Below are 22,568 nucleotides of genomic sequence, written 5' to 3'. Positions count from 1 at the left end.
CCTTTTCGTTTCTGTCTAAATTATACAAATACCCTTTCCAGTTTGAAAAGAAGATTTTTTTAGAGAATTATGTCAAAATAAAGTGAAACTTTAATCAGTGGAAAGGTTCATCCCGCTGATTATTAGCCCACACCAATCGGGCTTTTACGGGCAGTTAGTCTCCCCCTATCTTCTTTGCTTCAGGCATTTTTAGGGGCGGGAGGCTTTATTGTCCGTTAACAAGGGAGAAAAGTGAGAGGGGATGGAACCGTGAAACCAAAAGTATATATCGCTGAACCAGTTCCAACATTTGTAGAAAACTATTTATCAGAACACTGTGATTATGAAAAATGGAATCAAAATGAGAAAGTACCTCGTGATGTTCTATTAGAGAAGATACAAGATAAAGATGGGTTATTAAATTTCGGATCTGCCATAAATGAAGAATTGTTAAATGTAGCACCGAAATTAAAAGTAGTGAGTAACATTTCTGTTGGCTATGATAATTTTGATTTACTAGCGATGGAAAAGCGAAATGTCATCGGAACGAATACACCATACGTATTGGATGATACAGTAGCTGACCTCGTTTTCGCTCTTATGTTATCTGCTGGTCGTCGTGTTTGCGAACTCGATTCCTATGTGAAAAATGGTGAGTGGAACGCTGAAATCGGAAAAGAACATTTCGGACTAGATGTGCACCATAGTACAATCGGTATTATCGGAATGGGACGAATTGGTGAGGCCGTTGCAAAACGAGCAAAATTCGGATTTGATATGGATGTTCTTTATTATAACCGTCGCCGTAAAGAAGAAGCAGAGCAAAAATTCGATGCTACATATTGTGATTTACAGACGCTACTAAAACAGTCTGACTTTATTGTTCTTCTTACTCCATTAACAGATGAAACATATCATCTTATCGGAGAAAAGGAATTTTCATTAATGAAAGAAACAGCAATCTTTATTAATGCATCTCGCGGGAAAACAGTAGATGAAGCAGCATTAATTCATGCATTAACAGAAAAGAAAATCTTTGCAGCAGGCATCGATACTTTTACACAAGAGCCGATTCAAAAAGATAATCCGCTCTTATCATTACAAAATGTTGTGACTTTACCACACATCGGATCTGCAACATTAAAAACTCGGCAGCAAATGGCCATGACAGCCGCTGAAAATTTAGTTGCAGGGTTACAAGGAAAAACACCGCCTAATATTGTTCGCGGGTAATGATGAATAAGCGAAAGGCAAGATGACATCGTCATCTTGCCTTTTTTTGTTAACATATTTTTTTCTACCTTGGAGATGATATGAACAAAAATCAATGGAGTGACAAAAAATGAATCATGAATATACTTGTCCTTATTTCACTTTTTCCACTCGCGGCACTACTATTCATTACGAATTGTATGAACATAAAAATAAAACAAAACGTCCTACTTTCGTACTCGTTCACGGCTTTTTATCTTCCTCATTCAGTTACCGCCGTCTCATTCCTTTACTATCGAAAGCAGGAACAGTACTGGCTCTTGATTTGCCACCATTCGGAAAAAGTGATAAGTCTCATCTCTTTAAGTATTCTTATCACAATTTAGCAACCATTATTATCGATTTAATTGAACATTTATCTCTCTCAAATATTGTGTTAATTGGGCATTCTATGGGCGGGCAAATTTCTCTCTATGTAAACCGGATACGTCCTGAACTAATCTCAAAGACGATTTTACTATGTAGCTCTAGCTATTTAGCACGCGCAACCTTACCTTTACTGTATTCTTCTTATTTACCGTTCTTTCATTTATACGTAAAGAACTGGATTATACGGCGCGGAATTGTTCATAACTTAATGAATGTCGTTCATGATCACTCATTAATTGATGATGAAATGAAGGAAGGTTACTCCGCTCCTTTTTATGACAACCGTATATTCCCCGCCCTAACTCGCATGATACGAGACCGTGAAGGTGACTTATCTTCAACTGAATTACAAAAAATCGAAACGCCTATACTACTCATTTGGGGTGAAAAAGATCGCGTCGTCCCTGTACATGTAGGACACCGTCTCCATAAAGATTTACCGAATTCAACATTCATCTCTTACGAAAATACAGGGCATTTACTACCTGAGGAAAAGCCTGAACATGTTTATGAAGAAATTATCGCTTTTTCCGCGCAATAAAGTGAAACTTTAATCAGCGGAATGTTTCACCCCGTTGATTATTAGCCCGCACCAATTGGGCTTTTACGAGCAGTGGATCTCCCACCTCACTTCTTTGCCTCAACCGTCTTTTTAGGTGGGGGTCTTACTGCCCAGCAAATAGCGGGATAATATTAAAAAGGCTGTCGGAAATTCCGACAGCCTATAATGAGCAACTTCCGCCTTCTTTTAATACAAGTAACTCTTCAGCTAATTTCTCACATTTTTCAAGCGCAGGTACTTCCTCAAAAGACATAAAGTATATATGTTGAATCTTCTTTGCAATATATTTCGAATCGTCAAACACAGTTACGACGTTCACTACATCACTCGCTTCTGTTTCATAAAACTCCGGTCCCATTCGAAACGGATCCCAATTCTTCACAACCTCTATCATCTTTTCATATGTACCCATCTACTTCCCGCCTTTTCACTTTTTAATACTTTTCTTTATCCTATCACATCAGCTATTCTATAAGAAGAGAGAGAACTTTCATAACTTAGCAGTTTCACAGAAGAAAGGGGCAAACATATGCAGCTATTTCATAAAACGGTAAATCGGCGCGGAACACATAGTACAAAATGGGATACTTATAAAAACGAAGAACTCATTCATGCCTGGATTGCCGATATGGATTTTGAAGTACCAAAACCAATTCAAACTGTATTACAAAAACGTATCGAACACCCTATTTTTGGCTATACACTTCCACCTGAACATATTGGAGACATTATTTGTAACTGGACAAAAAAACAGTACAACTGGGATATTCAAAAAGAATGGATCGTATTTAGTGCGGGGATCGTTCCAGCTCTTAGTACGAGCATACAAGCTTTCACAAAAGAAAACGAACCCGTTCTTGTACAACCACCTATTTATCCTCCATTTTTCGAAATGGTTACAACAAACAACAGACAATTATGCGTGAGCCCATTATATAAACAAAATGGCGCATATATGATAGACTTCGATCATTTAGAAAAACAATTTCAACAAGGGATTAAACTAATGCTTCTTTGTAGTCCTCACAATCCTATTGGACGCGTTTGGACGAAAGACGAGCTAATGAAGCTCGGAGCGTTATGTACAAAATATAATGTAATTGTTGTCTCAGATGAAATTCATGCCGATATTATTTACGGAGATCGTACTCATACACCATTCGCCTCTTTATCTGAAGAATTAGCAGCACGTACCATTACTTGTATGGCTCCAAGTAAAACATTTAATATAGCTGGATTACAAGCATCTATCATTATTATTCCAAATGAAAAACTACGTAATACCTTTACGTCTATTCAATATAGACAAGGGTTCCATGGGCTAAATATATTTGCTTATACAGCGATGCAAAGCGCCTATACAGAATGTAATGATTGGCTAAATGAAATCCGACTATATATAGAAGATAACGCTCAATTCGCTTGTGAATATATCAAAAATCACATACCTACTCTTTCCGTAACGAAGCCAGAAGGTAGCTTTTTATTATGGATTGATTGTTCTCACCTAAAACTTTCTCAAAACGAGCGCACCACGTTACTTGAGGAAAAAGGAAAACTTATCGTCGAACCTGGTGAAAAGTACGGATTAGGCGGCGAAGAACATATTCGAATTAACATTGGCTGCCCACGATCTGTTTTAGAAGAAATTTTAAACAGACTGCGCCATACGTTTTCATAATAAGAAAGGAGCCTGCCTACGAATCAATTTTGGGCAGGCTCCTTTCTCAATTTTTGTCGGTAAATCGATATATTTTAAAAATCGCTGATATATGTTGAGTTACGGTCGATATATTTTGAGTTGCGGTCGATATATTCCAATAATTGCTGATATATTTCCAATTACGTTTCACAAAGAAAGCTACCATCCACGGTAGCTTTTACTTTTTCTTCATATCCGACGCTTTTTTTACAATCACACCGCAAGCAATTCGATCACCAGATTTACCCGTTGGTTGTGTCATGCCATCATCAGGGTTTTCAGTAATAATAATAGACGCTCCATCTTTTCTATGAATCGTCGTTTTCCCTTCTTCAAGCGTTATGTGCGGTGCATCGATATCCGCTTTAATCTTTCCAGAACCATCTGCAATTACATTCGGTAAATCACCATTTTCCGCACCCTTCGGATTGAGTAAGCCATGCTTTTTATTATCTGGATTAAAATGATTACCAGACGATTCAAAACGAGGCGCTTTACACTCTCCAATTTCATGTACATGTATGCCGTGCGGACCAGGCGCGAAACCTTCCCCTTTAATCGTAATTTTCACTCCACTTGTTTGCTGAACTACTTTCGCAGTCCCTACTTCATCTCCTGAAGCATTATGTAATTTCACTTCAATTTCTTTCGGCTTTCCTTGGTCACAACCTGCCATCAGAAATAATAAACAACAACTGAAAAAAAGCCGTTTTTTCATTCTATTCCCTCCAAAATACATTCTGCCCTTAGATTGTCCGAGCATAGAGGGAAACATACAAAAATGAATTACCGTTTCTTTTCAGCTAAAAGCTTTTCTTCTACTTTCTGTAATCGCTCTGCTTCTCGTTTGGATACACGAATGAACATACGCCACGTAGCAACGGCACCAATGATAAATAGAACGCAAACAATCCCTGGAATAATATATTCTGTTTTATCTTCCGGAAAATATAAAGGCATCATATGAAACACTCCTTATTGTAGGATTCAAAAACCATCAGAATTTTCTGTTATATTATTTTAAATTATAGTTGAACCAATTCATATTCTCAAGGGGGCGTTCCGAAAGCGAATGATTTCTTTGACTCCTTCTCCTACTTTCCTTACTATAAACTTGAGGTGAAAAATATGAGAGAAACATTTGAAATTGGTGAAATCGTTACTGGTATTTATAAAACGGGAAAATACATCGGCGAAGTTACAAATAGCCGCCCTGGCAGTTACGTCGTAAAAGTATTAGCTGTTTTAAAACATCCGGTGCAAGGTGACTTACATAACGTAAAACAAGTTGACGTACCATTTTTCCATGAAAGACGTGCTTTAGCTTTCCGTGAACAAACGAACATTCCAGAACAAATGGTGAAGAAATATGAAGGAGAGATTCTAGATTATACAGATTCACTCAAATTAGCATTAGAAACTCAAATGAATTCATTTTCTGAAGATGATTCACCTTTTGCGGTTCGTAGTCTAGAAACATTAGAGCAGTTAAAAAAAGACTACAAACTTTAAAAAAACAAAACGACCAAATTACATACTGTGCAATTTGGTCGTTACTGTGTACTCACTTTCTTTAACACTTTTGAAAAGTCCACGAGTTCCCCTAATGTTGGAGGTGCTGGTTTCACTAAATACTCTTTATCTTTTTCTACTAATTTAAAAATATTGTACGTCGTCATCGCATCATCTAGCGCACAATGATGCTTACCCGTTCCTACTTTTCCATACGCCTCAATCGCTTTCCATAATCCTGTTTGATTTCTTTCTCCAAAAAACTTCTTATACTCAAGCGATAAATCACGACACTGTCCGAAAAACGGAAAAGCTACTCCCGACATTTCACAATTATGCTTCAGCACTTTCATATCCATATTTCCCCACGTTACAATGGTCGGTTTACATCTTTTTTCGTATTCTGCAAGTTTATCAATGAGTTCAGGAAATGAAATTCCTTTATCCACGATTTCTTGTTTAATTCCTAAAAATTTCTTGCATCGATCCGTTAAAGAAGGAAATGTTTTCGGCCTGACATGTGATGAATACGTATCTTCTACCTTACAACCTACAACCGAGACGAGTCCTACCTCAATAATTTCCGGGAAAAATCCTTTTGGTTTCTTTCGATGCTGGGGCATCGTAAACTCAAAATCTAAAAATAAAAATCTTTGTTCATCCATACGATCCCTTCCTTATCATCTTTGTCATTCCTTTCTATTTGACACTCCTACACGAACAAGCTCGAATGCTAATTCCATTTTAAATATTCAGATTGGATGTATCTTATATATATGTCAAATGCCCACAAATATTTTTAAAAATGAGAAAAAATGACCTATGCAGAAAATATGACAAAATCCCTCCTTTCATTTACATCCGCAGTTTTTCTACTTTATAATGACGTTATGTGTGTTTCATCTAGTTAATATTTGACACACTAAGAAAAATGAATGAAAGGAGATGAGATTTTTGCACGAAACAACGCAAGAACTCGCTAACTGGCAGTATTATTTTGCTATCGCAGTCTTTTTAATTACATATGCCATTATTATTTCTGAAAAAATTAATCGCGCTGTCATCGCACTTCTTGGTGCAGCACTCATGGTAATTGTGGGGGTCGTCGATTTACATAACGCCTTTACGAAACATATTGAATGGGGAACGATTACGCTACTCATCGGTATGATGATTTTGGTGAACATTACGAGTAAATCAGGTGTTTTCCAATACGTTGCCATTAAAGCAGCAAAAGGGGCACAAGGAAATCCAATTAAAATTTTAATTTCCCTTTCCCTACTTACCGCGCTTGGCTCCGCATTTTTAGATAACGTTACAACTGTACTTCTTGTTGTTCCAGTTACTTTATCTATTACGCGCATCTTGCAAGTAAATCCTGTTCCTTATTTACTTTCTGAAATTATTTTTTCAAACATTGGGGGAACAGCAACATTAATTGGTGATCCGCCAAATATTATGATTGGTTCTGCAAATAAGCACCTAGACTTCAACGCTTTCTTACTGAATCTAGCACCAATCGTAATTATTATTATTGCAGTTACAGCAACAATACTTTACTTCATGTACCGTAAACAATTAATTGCTGATCCTGTACAAGTTAAAAAATTAATGAGCTTAGATGAAAAACAATACATTAAAGATCCAGTATTAATGAAAAAATCTTTAACAGTACTTGGACTTACAATTGTAGGTTTCATGACTCATTCCATTTTCCATGTTGATGCAGCTATTATCGCCTTGACTGGTGCTACTGTACTTATGCTAATCGGTGTGAAAGAACATGAAATTGAAGAAGTATTCGCAAGCGTAGAATGGGTGACGATTTTCTTCTTCGCGGGACTATTCGTACTCGTTGGAGGACTTATCGATATCGGTCTTATCAAAATGTTAGCTCAAAAGGTAGTCGGAATAACAGGCGGAGATATTTCTCATGCATCTATCCTTATTCTATGGGTATCTGGTATCGCCTCTGCAACAATCGATAACATTCCATTCGTTGCAACAATGATTCCACTTATTAACGATATGGCAGTTGGGCTAGGTTTATCACCTTCTGACGCACAAATCGACGTATTATGGTGGGCATTAGCATTAGGTGCTTGCCTAGGTGGAAATGGAACTTTAATCGGGGCTTCTGCTAACGTAATCGTAGCCGGAATCGCAAGTCGTGAAGGACATAAATTTAGCTACATGGAATTCCTTAAAGTCGGCTTCCCAATTATGATTGTTTCATTAATCATTTCTCATATTTACATTTATTTACGCTATCTTATGTAGTAGAAAAAGGGCTGTCCTATGTGGCAGCCCTTTTTTCTTAGTCAACGAAATATCAATTAACCAACAAAGAGCTGTTCCAAAATAGCTTCGAAACAGCTCCCCGCATATATCTACTCGTTATATCTTACCGGCTCATTTCGGATAATGAATAAATGAATCGGCAAGAAAACCGAAAATGTGATTACATGAATAATCGTAAATAGTATAGAGTTCGTTCCGTATCTGTCTAAAATAGCGTAGATGAGATAAATGGACAGCACAATCGATACGGCTGTTGCTAGTAAACTTATAATTGGTACGAAGTTAAAGATGAAACATGCGACATATATACCGAATACTTTCCACCCTGCCTCTTCTTTCAAGAAATCTGGTAATTTATCCTTCGCCAAGTCACCCCACGTCTTACTATTCAAAAATGGAATAAACGCAAGAACCCCATCAGTTGCACCATCATTTTTTGCCATCGTATAAAGTGCAAAAGCCGTTAACAAATACGAAATAATTGCCCAAATTATTATAACAAGAATAAACGCAAAACTAAGAGCAAAGAAACCTGCTAGTACGCTCTGATCTTCCATCTTATCCTCTCCCCTCTCTTTTCAACATATTTCATTACATTGCAAGTTATGTTTTAAAATTTAACCAAACTCTTTGTATAATAAGAGAAGAAAGGTAATAAGAGAGGAGAAACACTTATGCATCCATTTGTACAAGCATTACAAGAGCATTTTACAGCTCATCAAAATCCTGAAAGAGCAGAACCAATGGCTCGTTATATGAAAAATCACTTCCCATTTCTAGGTATTCAAACACCGGAAAGACGCCAATTATTAAAAGACGTCATTCAAATACATACTCTCCCAGATAAAAAAGACTTCCAAATTATCGTACGTGAACTTTGGAACTTACCAGAACGTGAATATCAAGCTGCCGCACTTGATATTATGCAAAAATATAAAAAGCATATAAACGAAACTCATATCCCATTTTTAGAAGAACTTATTGTTACGAAATCTTGGTGGGATTCTGTTGATAGCATCGTCCCTACATTTTTAGGTACTATCTTTTTACAACATCCCGAATTAATTTCTGCATATATTCCAAAATGGATTGCATCAGATAACATATGGTTACAACGTGCCGCTATTTTATTCCAACTAAAATATAAACAAAAGATGGATGAAGAACTTCTTTTCTGGATTATTGGACAACTACATTCTTCAAAAGAATTTTTCATTCAAAAAGCGATCGGCTGGGTTCTTCGCGAGTATGCAAAAACAAAGCCTGATATCGTTTGGGAATACGTGCAAAATAACGAGCTTGCCCCGCTCAGTAAACGTGAAGCAATTAAGCATATTAAACAAAATTACGGAATAAATAACGAAAAAATAGGCGAGACTCTATCATAGATAGACGCGTTCCTCTATTGAGATTTAAAAAAGAACGTGTTAGAATATGTTCATTATTATTAATATAAGTAGCGATGACGGACTTATAAGTACTTGCACAAAAAGCGATTCAGGGATAGTGAAAGCCTGAAGACGCAAGGAAACGGCAGTCTCGAGCATTACATGATAAAGTGGATGCACATTTTGTGTATCAACTAGGGTGGAACCGCGGGCAAACGCTCGTCCCTAGGCAAATATGCCTTGGGATGAGCGTTTTTTTATGTTTTTCAAAGCATATACTGCGCATTTCACAAGTACCAGAGCACGTCATCGCCAATACGTTAACTTTCAAAAGGAGGATTTTATTATGTATTCAATGGAACAAGTTGTAAACTTAGCGAAACATCGCGGTTTTGTTTTCCCTGGTTCTGAAATTTACGGTGGTCTTGCAAACACTTGGGATTACGGTCCACTTGGAATCGAATTAAAAAATAACGTTAAAAAAGCTTGGTGGAAAAAATTCATTCAAGAATCTCCACACAACGTTGGTTTAGATGCAGCTATTTTAATGAACCCAAAAACTTGGATCGCTTCTGGTCACGTTGGTAACTTCAACGATCCAATGATCGACTGTAAAAAATGTAAAGCGCGTCACCGTGCTGACAAATTAATTGAAGATGCATTAGATGCAAAAGGCATTGAAATGGTTGTTGACGGTCTTACTTTCGACCAAATGGCTGACTTAATGAAAGAACATGAAGTAAAATGTCCTGATTGTGGTAGTGAAGAGTTCACTGAAATTCGTCAGTTCAACTTAATGTTCAAAACATTCCAAGGTGTTACAGAGTCTAGCACAAACGAAATCTTCCTTCGTCCTGAAACAGCACAAGGTATTTTCGTAAACTTCAAAAACGTACAACGCTCTATGCGTAAAAAACTTCCATTTGGTATTGGCCAAATTGGTAAGAGTTTCCGTAACGAAATCACGCCTGGTAACTTCACATTCCGTACACGTGAATTCGAACAAATGGAACTTGAATTCTTCTGTAAGCCTGGTGAAGATTTAGAGTGGTTCGCATTCTGGCGTGAAACTTGTAAAAACTGGTTACTTTCACTTGGTATGCATGAAGAGAGCATGCGTCTTCGTGACCACGGTGAGGAAGAGCTATCTCACTACAGTAACGCAACAACTGACATTGAATTCAAATTCCCATTCGGTTGGGGCGAACTATGGGGCGTTGCATCTCGTACAGACTTCGATTTAAAACGTCACATGGAACACTCTAACGAAGACTTTAACTATATCGATCCACAAACGAACGAGCGTTACGTACCATACTGCATCGAGCCATCTTTAGGCGCAGACCGTGTAACATTAGCGTTCTTATGTGATGCATATGAAGAAGAGCAATTAGAAAACGATTCTCGTACAGTTCTTCGTTTCCACCCTGCTTTAGCACCATACAAAGCAGCAATCTTACCATTATCTAAAAAGCTATCTGAAGGTGCTACTGATGTATTCGCAGAACTAGCTAAAGACTTCATGGTAGACTTTGATGAAACTGGTTCTATCGGTAAACGTTACCGTCGTCAAGACGAAATCGGTACACCATTCTGTATCACATACGACTTCGACTCTGTTGAAGACAAAGCTGTTACAGTACGTGACCGTGACACAATGGAACAAGTTCGTATGCCAATTAGCGAACTAAAAGGTTTCTTAGAAAAGAAAATCCAGTTCTAATTATAAAAAAAGAGGCTGCTCATGAGAGCTGCCTCTTTTTTATTTTTCACGTTTTTCTTTAATTGCTACTGTACATCTTGAAATACATATTAAATCATCATTTTCATCAATGATACGAATATCCCAAACCATCGTTGAATGTCCTCTATGTATCGGTGTCCCGATTGCTGTTACGATTCCATCTTTCTTTGAGCGAATATGATTTGCATTAATTTCTAGACCGAAACAAATACATTTCTCTTGATCAATTAAATTATATGATCCAACACTTGCTACTGTTTCCGCTAACGCAATAGAAGCACCACCATGTAAAAATCCAAACGGCTGATGCGTACGCTCGTCAACAGGCATCGTAGCAACTACTTTATCTTCTGTCATTTCTAACAACTCAATTCCAAGTGAGTCCATTAAAGTTTTTGCCATATCGTTTTCGCCTTCTCTCTTTAATTAAATGTATAATTTTACCTATTTATTTTCAAACTACCTATAATACTTATATAAGGAGGTTTCACCACAATGAAACAGAAACTTTGTATACTATTGCTCATGTTCTCCTTGCTGACTATTGTACCAAATTGTGCAATGGCAGCCAAAGCATCTAACCTGACAATCGATGTTCAGACTATAACGCAAAAAGGTAAGAAACCTTATATAGAATATCAAATTAGTAGGCCTTCTTTTCACAGTTTTTCCGATTCTAAATTTCAAAATAAGCTCAATTTCTATTACAAAAAATCTACTGACAAATTTAAAAAAAAATTAGAAAAAGAAGCAAAAAAATATTATAAAGAAACAGAAGGGTCTAGTACACCCTTCCATCCGTACGTGGCGAATGTTGATTATAAAATCTCCTTAAATAAACCACCTTTTCTCAGCCTATATGTGAATTACTATCAATATACGGGCGGGGCACACGGCCTTTATACGTGGAAAGCAAACACATTTGATTTAAATGAAAAAAAATTACTACGCTTAGACGATTTATTTCAACAAGAAGATAAATATAAAGAAGTAATCCGTGCAGAAATTGTAAGGCAAATTAAACAAAATGAAAGTATTTATTTTCCTGATGCAACGGAAAAAGTAATGAGTGCTAAAAAGTTTCACTTCTTTTTAGAACCAAACAATCTCGTTATTTATTTCCCTTTATATGAGATCGCTCCTTATTCAAGCGGCATTCCACAATTTCGTATTCCGTATACGTTGCTAAGAGACTATTTGAAGCCTTCTTATCAAAATAATTTGATTGACAACAAGTAAATATTTTCGCTACGATAATGTTAACCTAAAAACAACAGGAGGTTAACATTATGAGAAGATTTCATGTTTTAGATTTAGCATTAGCTGCCATGTTTGTTGCTCTTATGGCCATTGGTGCAAATATTGTATCTTGGGCGCCATTCCTGCAAATAGCGGGCGTTCCGTTATCTATGCAACCATTTTTCGCAATTTTAGCAGGCCTTCTTCTTGGAAGTAGACTTGGTGCATTATCAATGACTGTGTATATGCTAGTTGGCGTAGCCGGCGCACCAATCTTCGCTAACTTCAAAGCTGGATTCGGAGCACTTTTAGATCCTACTGGTGGTTTTATTATCGCATTTATTATCGTTGCTTACGTATCAGGAAAAATAGTAGAACAAAAAGAAAGACCAACATTCAGTACATTTGCTATCGCTTCTTTCACAGGAATCATTTTAACTTATATTATCGGTACTACTTACATGTACGGGGCGGTCAATCTCTTCATGGGCGGTAATATGAGTTATAAAGCTGCCTGGATGATTATGATGTGGTTTGCAGTAAAAGATATCGCATTTACAATTATCGGTGCTATTATCGCACCTCGCATATACTATGCTGTACGCCGTTCTGCTTATCAACGTTCTCATTCGACGATTTCTTAATAAAAAAGAGTTATTTCAGTACACTGAAATAACTCTTTTTTTATATTAAGACTCTTGATTCGTTTGTTCTTCTAAAATTCTCTTCATCATTGTAACCATGTCACCACGTAATTCTGGGTGTTGCAGGGCCATTTCAATTGTCGTTTGAACGAATCCTAACTTTTCACCAACATCGTAGCGTTTTCCTTCGAAGTCGTAAGCAAATACTCGTTGAATTTCATTTAAGTTTTGAATTGCATCTGTTAACTGAATTTCACCGCCAGCACCGACATTTTGCTGTTCTAAGAACATGAAAATTTCAGGCGTTAAGACGTAACGTCCCATAATTGCTAAGTTTGATGGTGCTGTACCTGCTGCTGGTTTCTCAACGAAATTACGAACTTGGTAACGACGTCCTTCCTGCTCTAATGGGTCGATAATTCCATAGCGATGTGTTTCATCTTCTGGAACCGTTTGTACACCAATAACAGAAGAAAGTGTTTTATCATATTCGTCCATTAACTGACGTAAACATGGTTTTTCAGCTTGAACGATATCATCACCTAATAAAACAGCAAATGGTTCATCACCGATGAATTTACGTGCACACCAAACTGCGTGTCCTAATCCTCTTGGTTCTTTTTGACGGATATAATGAATATCTACCATTTTTGAAGAAGCCTGTACTTTTTCAAGTAACTCATACTTTTTCTTTTCTAATAAATTTTGCTCTAATTCAAATGCATTATCAAAATGATCTTCAATAGATCGCTTTGTTTTACCAGTAACGATAATAATATCTTCGATTCCTGATTGTATTGCTTCTTCGACAATATATTGAATAGTTGGTTTATCTACTATCGGTAACATTTCTTTTGGCATTGCTTTTGTAGCTGGTAAAAAACGTGTTCCTAATCCAGCTGCTGGGATTATCGCTTTTCTTACTTTTTTCATAACAAAATACCCTCTCTTCTGTCAGGATCAATAACGATTATTTCCTTACATAGAACAAAAGGGAAGTTTTGCTTCCCTTTTGTTCTGACTACCTAAAATTAATTTATATTATAAACGATTCATAATATCTTCTTTAATAGTAAGTAACTTTTGTTCACTATTTTGTAAAGAATTATCTTTTACACCAAAGTAAAACTTGATTTTCGGCTCTGTTCCAGATGGACGTAAGCAGAACCAAGAACCATCTTCTAATTGATATTTTAACACATTTGATTTCGGTAAGTGAATCTCTTCTTTATGTCCATCTTGTAAAGATGTAACGATGCTTGCTTTATAGTCTTCAACCGCTACGACTGTTAAGCCCGCTACTTCTTTCGGAGGATTTTCACGGAATGTCGCCATCATCTCTTGAATTTGTTCCGCTCCATCTTTCCCTTTTAACGTTAATGACACAAGATCTTCACGGAAGAAACCGTACTTCTCAAATACTTCTAATAAACCATCATATAACGTTTTACCTTGTGATTTGTAGTATGCAGCTACTTCGCATGCAAATAAAACAGACTGTACCGCATCTTTATCACGGCAGAATGGACGGATTAAATAACCATAGCTTTCCTCATAACCGAATTGGAATTCATATTGTCCGCTTTCTTCATACTGTTTAATTTTCTCACCAATAAATTTAAATCCAGTTAACGTATCAACTGTATCTAAACCGTATGCTTTTGCAATTGTACGACCAATTTCAGACGTTACGATTGTTTTTAATACAACACCGTTCTCTGGAAGCGTTCCGTTTTCTTTCTTTTGAGATAGTAAGTAATCAAGCATTAATGCACCTGTTTGGTTACCAGTTAATACTTGGAACTCACCATCATGATTACGAACTGCTACACCTAGACGGTCTGCATCAGGGTCTGTTGCGATTAGCACATCTGCACCAATTTTTTCACCGTCACGAATTGCATATTCAAACGCTGCATGCTCTTCTGGGTTCGGTGATTTTACTGTAGAGAAGTTTGGATCTGGTAACTCTTGCTCTTTTACAACCGTTACATCTGTAAATCCAACTTCCTCTAAACCACGGCGTACAGAAAGATTTGATGTTCCGTGTAATGGTGTAAAGACGATTTTTAAGTCTTTCCCTACCTTTTGTACCATTTCTTTATTAATAATGACATCGTTCAATTCTGCAGCATATGCATCATCTACTTCTTGTCCAATAATATGTAATAAACCTTCAGCTTTTAATTGCTCTACATCAGCTACTTCAACTGTTAATTCATCTTCTACTGCATTTACGTAACTAATTAACTCATCAGCTTCTTTTGGAGGCAACTGTCCACCATCGTCACCATATACTTTATAACCATTATATTCAGGCGGATTATGGCTTGCCGTAAGAACGATTCCACTTACTGTATGTAAATGACGAACTGCGAAAGAAAGCACCGGCGTTGGGCGTAAGCTTTCAAATACATATGTTTTAATACCATGTGCACCAAGTGTTGCAGCTACTTCCATTGCAAATTCAGGTGATTTATGACGAGAATCATATGCTACAACAACACCACGTTCCTTTGCTTCTTCACCTAATTTTTCAATAAATTTCGCTAATCCTTGTGTCGCTTTACGAACTGTATATACATTTAATCGGTTCGTACCAGCACCAAGTTCACCACGCATACCACCTGTACCGAACTCTAAATTTTTATAAAAGCTATCCTCAATTTTCTTCTCATCTTGCTTCATGTTTTCTAGCTGTTCTTTTAATTCTACGTCTAATTCTGCATATGAAAGCCAGCGACTAAATTCTTGTTTCCAATTCATATCTCTATCTCCTCCCGCTTGTCATACCTTTATTATATGAAAAAAACAACCTGTATCTCAATATTTTATAAAATATAGCAGGATTTTACTAGGAATATTTGTATACACTATGGTTAAATACTCCACCAAAGGGAATGAGGATTATGCAAGAATGGGGCTTGTCCGAAGAGCTCAAAATACAAACAAAGCAAATGATTGAAAGCGCTGAAAAAGAATTATCTATTATGAGGCAAGCAATTGATAAAGAAGATGAATGTATTTTATGTAAAATGGAAGAGATTCATCATATGTTGGCAAATGTACAAACATTGGCAGCTACATACTATATTCAGGCGTATTTATCACCTTATACAGAAAGCTCACATTTTATCACAACTGCTGTCCAACATTTAAGTGCCCGCAAACACGGTGCTCTTATCGTTGTGGAACGAAACGAGACGCTTGAATCTTGTATTCAAACTGGCACAACATTAAACGCTCATTTAACTGCACCGTTACTCGAATCAATTTTTTATCCAGGTAATCCTCTTCATGACGGAGCCGTTCTCGTTAAAAATAATCATATTGTTTCAGCAGCTAATATTCTTCCGTTAACGAAAAGTACGGAAGTTGATCCTGAACTAGGAACACGTCACAGAGCTGCAATTGGCTTATCAGAAAAAAGTGACGCACTTATTTTAGTTGTCTCTGAAGAAACAGGACGTACTTCCTTTGCTTTAAGCGGGACGTTATATACGATTTCTTTATAAGACGAGCCTTTCACTATGCCACACGTTTTTAAACAGCATAATAGTAAATGAAGTTGTATCGACTTACCGACAAAAACTGATCACACTCGTACCATATCAATAAGAAAAGACTGCCTCAAATGTTTGAGACAGTCTTTTCTTCAAAAATTATTCTTCCCCGAAACGCTCAACAAGTGTTGCAAGTGTACGTACCATTGCACCTGTTGCCCCGGCCGGCCCTAAATCATTTGCTCCTGATGTTTCAGATGTTCCAGCGATATCTAAGTGTACCCACGGTGTATCTTCAGCAAATTCACCTAGGAATGTACCTGCCATAACCGCATGCCCTTCACGGCCTGGTGAGTTATTTAAATCAGCAAACTTACTGTTTCGAACGCGTTCTTTATCACGATCAAAAATCGGTAATTGCCAAATTGATTCATCCGTTTCCATAGAAGCTTCTAGTACTTGCTCAAACAACTCTTCATTGTTTGTCATTGCGCCTGTCGTATGATTTCCAAGTGCAACAATTACACCGCCTGTTAATGTCGCAACATCAATAAGGTAGTTTGCACCTAGTTTTTTCGCATACGTAATACCGTCCGCTAACGCAAGGCGACCTTCTGCATCTGTATTTAATACTTCAATTGTTTTTCCGCTCATAGATGTAATTACATCGTCTGGCTTAAATGCTGTACCACTTACAACGTTATCAGTTGATGGAATAACAGCGATCACATTTTGCTCTGGGCGAAGTTCACCGATAATTTCCATCGCACCTAATACAGCAGCAGCACCGCCCATATCACCTTTCATACCGACCATGCCTTCACGTGGTTTTAAAGAATAACCACCTGTATCGTATGTGATTCCTTTTCCAACAAATCCAATGACATCTGTCCACTCTTCTTTTCCTTTATAAATAAGAGCAATCATTTTTGGCGGCTCTGTACTACCTTGGTTTACTGCAAGTAACGCACCCATACCAAGATCTTCCATCTCTTCTTTCTCAAGAACTTTATAATCCATATCATACTTTTCCGCTAACTCAACAGCATACTCAGCAAGCTTCGTCGCTGTTAATACGTTTGGCGGCATATTTACAAGTGTACGAGCCGAATTTGTTGCGCGTCCATGCACGTAGCCAACTGTTAATGCAGCTTCAATTTCCTGTGCATCTTCCGCTGTAATAGCCGTGAACTTCTCTAACTCTACACGATCCTTTTTATCTGATTTATACGTTTGTAATTCATATGTACCAAGACCTTGTACTTCTGCCGCTATATGAGCTACATCAATCACATCTAATTTCTCTGTTACGAAAGAATCAAGTAAGATTGCTGCATCTTGTACTTTTGCTGCCTGTAACGTTTTAAACGCCTTACCAAGAGCCGCACGTAACGTTTCTGTCGTATAAGATTCTTTCTTTCCTAAACCGACGAAGTAATAGCGTTTTACATTTGTTTTTCCTAAACTATGTACTTTTGAAATAGCTTTCTTCTTAGTAGAAAGTTCTTTCTCTTCTAATAAAACTTGTAATTGCCCTTCAAACGCTTTGTCCAGTTCTTGTACAAAACTACTCGTTTTCTCTTCTTCAAATAAGGCAACAATTACCGCTTCATGACCTGCTAATTCTTTTTGTACTTGAAACATGTTCAGACCCCCTAAATTTCTCTACTCTGCCTTTATTATAACTTTATTTTCGATAAAATGCGACAATTCTAACTTCTGTTACATCCTATATAAAGTGAACCTTTAATCAGTGGTGTTTTTCTTCATCCCCCACTGATCATTAGCCTTCACCAATCGGGCTTTTACGGGCCACAAATAGCGGGGTGATCCATCTTTCTTCCATTTCTTCTATGATCAAATAAAAAAGTCTAGCGTAATTACCACTAGACTATCTTTGTTTTAAATATTGGCCACGAAACACTTGCATCGTTTCGTCTTCATTTAACATCGTTAACTCTTCTTCTGTAAACTTACCATTTCCTACCTTAACTACATATACCTTTACTTTTTTCTTACCCCATTGGCTATAAACATCTTTCACCGTATCATAATATAAATCAAGACGATTTCCTTTTATAGCACCGCCCTTATCAGCGACAACCCCATATCCGTAATCTGGCACGAATAAAATCGTTCCAATCGGGAATACACGTAAATCCGCTGCGATTGTGGAATATAAATCCCTTTTCGCCTTAACACCTGAATATGTAATACCATACTCCGGATGTCCCGGCCTCTTACCAGTTGACTCAATTCCCGACGTATAACCTGTTGCCGTCATTTCAATTGAACGATATTTAGACCAGTCGTTTGCCTGCTCTAAAGCATTTATCACTTCTTTACTCGGAGCAACATTTCTCTTAACTTCTGCTGCATGTACTTCTTTTGCACTCGTTCCCTCATACTTCTTTACAATCTCTAATAAAGAAACTCCTGTGAAAGCATTCCATGTTACGCATAATGCGGATACAAGTAAACAAGTCATCATAATGCGAATACAATATCGTTTTAACATTTTTATATTCCACACTCCTTCATCGTTAATCATTCCCTATACGATGAAGGAATATGCAAAAAAATAATCTCCAAATTGATTGGAGATTAAAACATTTGATATCCACTCTTTCGAAGTTTCTTAATTACGATTCCTGCCAAAGCAGCACCTACTAATCCAGTAGATAAAATAAACATATCGGCTTGTCCTAAATGCGATACACTTGTCCCAAATGAAGAAAATGTTTCTTTCGGCTTTGAAAAATAATCCCACACACTCGCTTTATTAATAATAAGCATACAAACAATCGGATACACAATAACCATTACCCATGTAGCTCGCAAAATCATGTTGAGTAAAAATCCAATTCCAAAAAACAAAATAAAGAATAACATCATTGAAATAAGTAGTACCGGTATACTCACTCTTTCTCCCTCTCCTTCGCATGCGCCGTAAATACGTGATACGCTGTATAACCAAATTGCTCTCCTGGATTTAATGTTTTGTCCATTTCAAGATGTAGTTCTGATCTTCTTTCTAGCAAATATTTAATAAGTATAGACGTATTGGGATCGTCAGCAATCGTCTCTGGATGTAAAAATGCTACTTCAGACAATTCCTTCTCCTGTACAATAATATTTTCCCCTTCAGGCTCCAAAAGGAAAATAATCATATTATCACTAATTTCATTACGAATAACGCCCGACCGAATACCTATAATCCCCTTCACATGAGCGACAATACCTGTCTCTTCTAATACTTCACGTTTCACAGCTTCATCAACCGTCTCACCTTCATTTACAAAACCAGCTGGCAAAGACCATTTCCCCTTTAATCCACTGTATTTTTTCTTAACAAATAGCCACCTGCCATCTTTTGTAGCTACTAAACCACTAACAGCTAACCACACTTTCCCTCGTTTCTCCATGATGTAATAACCTCCTCCACCTGAACGGACAGAATATTCTTTCTTTTTTATATATTATACTATATTTTTAATATGAAAAAAGCAGAAACAGCTCTTAGCCGTTTCTGCTTTTTCTATTATATATTAAAAGAACTTTAATTTACCTTTTTTAAGAACTAATAAAGGTCCACCTAATAAGAATAGGTAACGGTTATCAATTACTTTCTTCATGAAGGAAGCTTTCCAACCTGTTAACTTTTTACCCATAACAACGCCCATTGCATCGTCATGCCCTAAAGAACATACAGATCCTTTATTGTCGAATGCGAATTTTTTCATTTCGCCCTTACCACGAACTAACACAGTTAAGTTATGTGCAATGTTGTAACCTTGTTGAATTGCAATTTGTGCTGTTGGTGGATATGGACGGTTAATTTCTTCGTTAATGATTAACGCTGCATCACCAACCATGAATACATCTTCGTATCCTGGAGCGTGCATGTACTCATCGACTTTTACACGTCCGCGCATTGCTTCAAAGCCAGACTCTTCCACAATACCGTTACCACGAACACCTGCAGCCCAAACTACTGTTTCAGACTTAATTAATTCAGTGTCATCGCCATTCGCAACGATAATACCTTCTTCAGTTGCTTCTTTAATTGCTGTACCGATGCGGAATTCTACACCTTTTTTCTCAAGTTGTTTTACAGCGTATTCTACTAACGCTGGATCGAAACCTGGAAGTGCTGTTGGAGCAGCTTCTACACAGATGATACGTGCTTTTTCACGTGGTACATTGTACTCTTTGCAAAGTTCAGGAACACGGTTTGCAAGCTCACCTACGTACTCGATACCAGTAAATCCAGCACCACCAACAACGATTGTTACTAACTCATCGCGTTGTTCAGTTGCATATTTAGCGAAACTAGCTTCCATATGCTCACGAATTTCACGAGTTGCATTAATGTTAGCGATTGAGAATGCATGCTCTTTTAATCCTGTAATTCCGAATGTTTCTGATTCGAAACCAAGACCAATTACTAAGTAGTCATACTCTAACTCGCTGTCTTTTAAGATAATGCGTTTTTCAGCAGCTTTAATTTCTACTACTGTATCTTGTACAAAGTTCACTTTATTTGTATCAATAACGTCTTGAATATCTAGACAGATTTTTTCATCTTGTAATGTACCAGCTGCGCTCTCGTGTAACCAAGTCGCTTGGTAGTGATAGCTGTTGTTGTTTACTAGCGTAATTTCAGCTTCATTTACAGATAATGCTTTTTGCAGACGAACAGTCGTAATCATCCCGCCATAACCTGCACCTAAAACTACGATTTTTGGAGTCTTCACCAAATCACAACCCTTTTCTTTATATAATAGTAATAAAAAATAATACCAAGTACTAAAAACTCTATTTGTCAAGAATGTGGAATTTATCACATTCTATATCGTAACAAAACGCAGTCAAAAAATCGTACGAATTTTGTCATAGAAATTTAACATAATACTTCCCTATATTAGTCGGTTTTATTCCATAATTCAAGCACCTAGCGAATTATCAATATTTTAAAATAACATAGCGTTTACAAGGGTTTTTCAGCCTTTTTTTCATGTATTTTCCTTTCTGTATATTTTATACAATGTAAAAAACATCTATGCGGAAACTTACTTATAATTCAGTCGTTTTCAGAAGTATTATGAACTGAAATATGCTATCATTTATTTGAAAGTATCATCATTTGCAGGATTTTCATGTACATATGAACAATATATGAAATCAATATCAAAATTCCATCTATAGGGGGAATGAAAGTGGCAGAAAATCAAAAAGTTTACGACATAACAATTATTGGTGGTGGTCCAACTGGACTTTTCACAGCATTTTATGGCGGTATGAGACAAGCAAGTGTAAAAATCATTGAAAGCTTACCTCAACTTGGAGGACAATTATCCGCACTCTACCCTGAAAAATACATTTATGATGTAGCTGGATTCCCAAAAGTGCGTGCACAAGAGTTAGTTGATAACTTAAAAGAGCAAATGAAGAAATTTGATCCAACAGTTTGCTTAGAAGAAGCTGTTGATACGCTTGAGAAACAAGCTGACGGTATATTTAAACTTGTTACGAATAAACAAACTCACTATTCTAAATCAGTCATTATTACTGCTGGTAATGGTGCTTTCCAGCCACGCCGCTTAGAATTAGAGGGGACCGCAAAATACGAAAAGAAAAACTTACATTATTTCGTTGATGATATGAATAAATTTGCTGGCAAGCGTGTTGTTGTATTTGGCGGCGGCGACTCAGCAGTAGACTGGACGATGATGTTAGAACCGATTGCTGACAAAGTTACAATCGTTCATCGCCGTGATAAATTCCGCGCACATGAACATAGCGTCGAAAGCTTAATGAATTCTCGTGCAGAAGTAAGCACACCGTACGTTCCAGTTGAACTCATTGGTGATGACAAAATTGAACAAGTCGTTCTTCAACACGTAAAAACAGAAGAAAAACTTATCATCGATGTTGATGATGTAATTGTAAACTACGGCTTCGTTTCTTCTCTTGGCCCAATTAAAAACTGGGGCTTAGATATACAAAAAAATAGCATTCTTGTGAATTCAAAAATGGAAACAAATATTCCTGGCATTTACGCTGCTGGTGACATTTGTACATATGAAGGAAAAGTAAAACTTATCGCTTGTGGATTTGGTGAAGCACCGACAGCAGTAAACAATGCAAAAGCTTACTTCGATCCAAACGCAAAACTTCAACCAATGCATAGCTCCAGTATGTTTTAATATAGAACTACGAAGAACCCTTTTCACATATGAAAGGGTTTCTTTTATATCTCCTCAAAAAAGTAACACTTTCTAAAAAGCTCTACTTCTCCCCAAAAACATGTTACACTAAAACAGAACAAACGTTCTTATTTAAAAGGAGGA

24 protein-coding genes are annotated in these 22,568 nt (G+C 37.0%); 11 read left to right on the top strand and 13 right to left on the bottom strand.

Annotation, left to right across the window (positions count from 1 at the left end; translation table 11 throughout):
* Positions 1–231: 231 nt before the first annotated feature.
* On the top strand, positions 232–1,212 hold the full coding sequence (locus JDS98_RS22225; RefSeq protein WP_106080695.1) for a 2-hydroxyacid dehydrogenase: 981 nt from the start codon (positions 232–234) through the stop codon (positions 1,210–1,212).
* A gap of 109 nt (positions 1,213–1,321) precedes the next feature.
* Positions 1,322–2,161, top strand: coding sequence for an alpha/beta fold hydrolase (locus tag JDS98_RS22220; RefSeq protein ID WP_001015213.1), 840 nt, complete (start codon positions 1,322–1,324; stop codon positions 2,159–2,161).
* A 181-nt stretch (positions 2,162–2,342) separates the two neighbouring features.
* On the opposite strand, the gene JDS98_RS22215 is transcribed toward JDS98_RS22220, so the two are convergent.
* Positions 2,343–2,594, bottom strand: coding sequence for a YugE family protein (locus tag JDS98_RS22215; protein ID WP_000537646.1), 252 nt, complete (start codon positions 2,592–2,594; stop codon positions 2,343–2,345).
* A gap of 117 nt (positions 2,595–2,711) precedes the next feature.
* On the opposite strand from JDS98_RS22215, the gene JDS98_RS22210 reads away from it, so the two are divergent.
* On the top strand, positions 2,712–3,863 hold the full coding sequence (locus JDS98_RS22210) for a MalY/PatB family protein (RefSeq protein WP_098912015.1): 1,152 nt from the start codon (positions 2,712–2,714) through the stop codon (positions 3,861–3,863).
* A gap of 199 nt (positions 3,864–4,062) precedes the next feature.
* On the opposite strand, the gene sodC is transcribed toward JDS98_RS22210, so the two are convergent.
* Both sodC and JDS98_RS22200 read right to left on the bottom strand, forming a co-directional pair.
* On the bottom strand, positions 4,063–4,602 hold the full coding sequence (gene sodC, locus JDS98_RS22205; protein ID WP_000746516.1) for a superoxide dismutase [Cu-Zn]: 540 nt from the start codon (positions 4,600–4,602) through the stop codon (positions 4,063–4,065).
* Positions 4,603–4,670: 68 nt separating this feature from the next.
* On the bottom strand, positions 4,671–4,847 hold the full coding sequence (locus tag JDS98_RS22200) for a hypothetical protein (protein ID WP_000982764.1): 177 nt from the start codon (positions 4,845–4,847) through the stop codon (positions 4,671–4,673).
* A 165-nt stretch (positions 4,848–5,012) separates the two neighbouring features.
* Between JDS98_RS22200 and kapB the strand changes: the two genes are divergently transcribed.
* Positions 5,013–5,396, top strand: a complete 384-nt coding sequence (kapB, locus tag JDS98_RS22195) for a kinase-associated lipoprotein KapB (RefSeq protein WP_097957537.1) — start codon at positions 5,013–5,015, stop codon at positions 5,394–5,396.
* A 41-nt stretch (positions 5,397–5,437) separates the two neighbouring features.
* Here kapB and kapD read toward each other — a convergent pair whose 3' ends face one another.
* On the bottom strand, positions 5,438–6,061 hold the full coding sequence (kapD, locus tag JDS98_RS22190; RefSeq protein WP_000344367.1) for a 3'-5' exonuclease KapD: 624 nt from the start codon (positions 6,059–6,061) through the stop codon (positions 5,438–5,440).
* A 289-nt stretch (positions 6,062–6,350) separates the two neighbouring features.
* Between kapD and JDS98_RS22185 the strand changes: the two genes are divergently transcribed.
* Positions 6,351–7,676: an ArsB/NhaD family transporter gene (locus tag JDS98_RS22185; protein WP_000545233.1), complete on the top strand. Its 1,326-nt coding sequence runs from the start codon at positions 6,351–6,353 to the stop codon at positions 7,674–7,676.
* 110 nt (positions 7,677–7,786) lie between these two features.
* On the opposite strand, the gene JDS98_RS22180 is transcribed toward JDS98_RS22185, so the two are convergent.
* A complete protein-coding gene (locus tag JDS98_RS22180) occupies positions 7,787–8,254 on the bottom strand; it encodes a hypothetical protein (RefSeq protein WP_000390112.1) in 468 nt (155 codons plus the stop codon).
* 117 nt (positions 8,255–8,371) lie between these two features.
* Here JDS98_RS22180 and JDS98_RS22175 point away from each other — a divergent pair, with 117 nt between their 5' ends.
* A complete protein-coding gene (locus JDS98_RS22175) occupies positions 8,372–9,085 on the top strand; it encodes a DNA alkylation repair protein (RefSeq protein WP_098912014.1) in 714 nt (237 codons plus the stop codon).
* Between the two features lie 346 nt (positions 9,086–9,431).
* On the top strand, positions 9,432–10,808 hold the full coding sequence (locus JDS98_RS22170; RefSeq protein ID WP_199634321.1) for a glycine--tRNA ligase: 1,377 nt from the start codon (positions 9,432–9,434) through the stop codon (positions 10,806–10,808).
* A 39-nt stretch (positions 10,809–10,847) separates the two neighbouring features.
* Here JDS98_RS22170 and JDS98_RS22165 read toward each other — a convergent pair whose 3' ends face one another.
* Positions 10,848–11,231, bottom strand: coding sequence for a hotdog fold thioesterase (locus tag JDS98_RS22165; protein ID WP_001140604.1), 384 nt, complete (start codon positions 11,229–11,231; stop codon positions 10,848–10,850).
* 93 nt (positions 11,232–11,324) lie between these two features.
* Here JDS98_RS22165 and JDS98_RS22160 point away from each other — a divergent pair, with 93 nt between their 5' ends.
* Together JDS98_RS22160 and JDS98_RS22155 are read left to right on the top strand one after the other, a co-directional pair.
* On the top strand, positions 11,325–12,068 hold the full coding sequence (locus JDS98_RS22160; protein WP_199634320.1) for a DUF3298 and DUF4163 domain-containing protein: 744 nt from the start codon (positions 11,325–11,327) through the stop codon (positions 12,066–12,068).
* A 50-nt stretch (positions 12,069–12,118) separates the two neighbouring features.
* Positions 12,119–12,712 (top strand): biotin transporter BioY, encoded by a 594-nt coding sequence (locus tag JDS98_RS22155; protein WP_001252145.1) that lies wholly within the window; start codon positions 12,119–12,121, stop codon positions 12,710–12,712.
* Between the two features lie 45 nt (positions 12,713–12,757).
* On the opposite strand, the gene galU is transcribed toward JDS98_RS22155, so the two are convergent.
* Positions 12,758–13,645 (bottom strand): UTP--glucose-1-phosphate uridylyltransferase GalU, encoded by an 888-nt coding sequence (galU, locus tag JDS98_RS22150; RefSeq protein WP_000757818.1) that lies wholly within the window; start codon positions 13,643–13,645, stop codon positions 12,758–12,760.
* Positions 13,646–13,753: 108 nt separating this feature from the next.
* The gene (locus JDS98_RS22145) at positions 13,754–15,478 is read right to left on the bottom strand and encodes a phospho-sugar mutase (protein WP_001104200.1); all 1,725 of its coding nucleotides are present in this window, start codon (positions 15,476–15,478) and stop codon (positions 13,754–13,756) included.
* A gap of 143 nt (positions 15,479–15,621) precedes the next feature.
* Between JDS98_RS22145 and cdaS the strand changes: the two genes are divergently transcribed.
* Complete coding sequence (cdaS, locus tag JDS98_RS22140; RefSeq protein WP_001158745.1) at positions 15,622–16,227, top strand: sporulation-specific diadenylate cyclase CdaS; 606 nt, start codon at positions 15,622–15,624, stop codon at positions 16,225–16,227.
* A 147-nt stretch (positions 16,228–16,374) separates the two neighbouring features.
* On the opposite strand, the gene pepA is transcribed toward cdaS, so the two are convergent.
* From pepA to JDS98_RS22115, 5 genes are all read right to left on the bottom strand, one after another.
* Positions 16,375–17,859 carry a cytosol aminopeptidase gene (pepA, locus tag JDS98_RS22135; protein WP_000487963.1) on the bottom strand — a complete coding sequence of 495 codons (1,485 nt, stop codon included), beginning with the start codon at positions 17,857–17,859 and terminating at the stop codon, positions 16,375–16,377.
* A gap of 247 nt (positions 17,860–18,106) precedes the next feature.
* Positions 18,107–18,733 (bottom strand): 3D domain-containing protein, encoded by a 627-nt coding sequence (locus tag JDS98_RS22130; protein ID WP_033663350.1) that lies wholly within the window; start codon positions 18,731–18,733, stop codon positions 18,107–18,109.
* Between the two features lie 86 nt (positions 18,734–18,819).
* Positions 18,820–19,137 (bottom strand): YuiB family protein, encoded by a 318-nt coding sequence (locus tag JDS98_RS22125; protein WP_000027018.1) that lies wholly within the window; start codon positions 19,135–19,137, stop codon positions 18,820–18,822.
* Positions 19,134–19,640 (bottom strand): NUDIX hydrolase, encoded by a 507-nt coding sequence (locus JDS98_RS22120; RefSeq protein WP_000415303.1) that lies wholly within the window; start codon positions 19,638–19,640, stop codon positions 19,134–19,136. Before JDS98_RS22120 ends, JDS98_RS22125 begins: the two co-directional genes overlap by 4 nt.
* A gap of 123 nt (positions 19,641–19,763) precedes the next feature.
* Complete coding sequence (locus JDS98_RS22115) at positions 19,764–20,972, bottom strand: NAD(P)/FAD-dependent oxidoreductase (protein ID WP_000856621.1); 1,209 nt, start codon at positions 20,970–20,972, stop codon at positions 19,764–19,766.
* Positions 20,973–21,434: 462 nt separating this feature from the next.
* Between JDS98_RS22115 and JDS98_RS22110 the strand changes: the two genes are divergently transcribed.
* The gene (locus JDS98_RS22110) at positions 21,435–22,424 is read left to right on the top strand and encodes an NAD(P)/FAD-dependent oxidoreductase (protein ID WP_000829781.1); all 990 of its coding nucleotides are present in this window, start codon (positions 21,435–21,437) and stop codon (positions 22,422–22,424) included.
* Positions 22,425–22,568 lie beyond the last annotated feature (144 nt).

Origin of the sequence: Bacillus cereus group sp. N11, assembly GCF_016483605.1 — a bacterium.
GTDB classification, from domain to species: Bacteria; Bacillota; Bacilli; order Bacillales; family Bacillaceae_G; genus Bacillus_A; species Bacillus_A toyonensis.
This window is presented reverse-complemented; position numbering and strand designations above follow the sequence as displayed.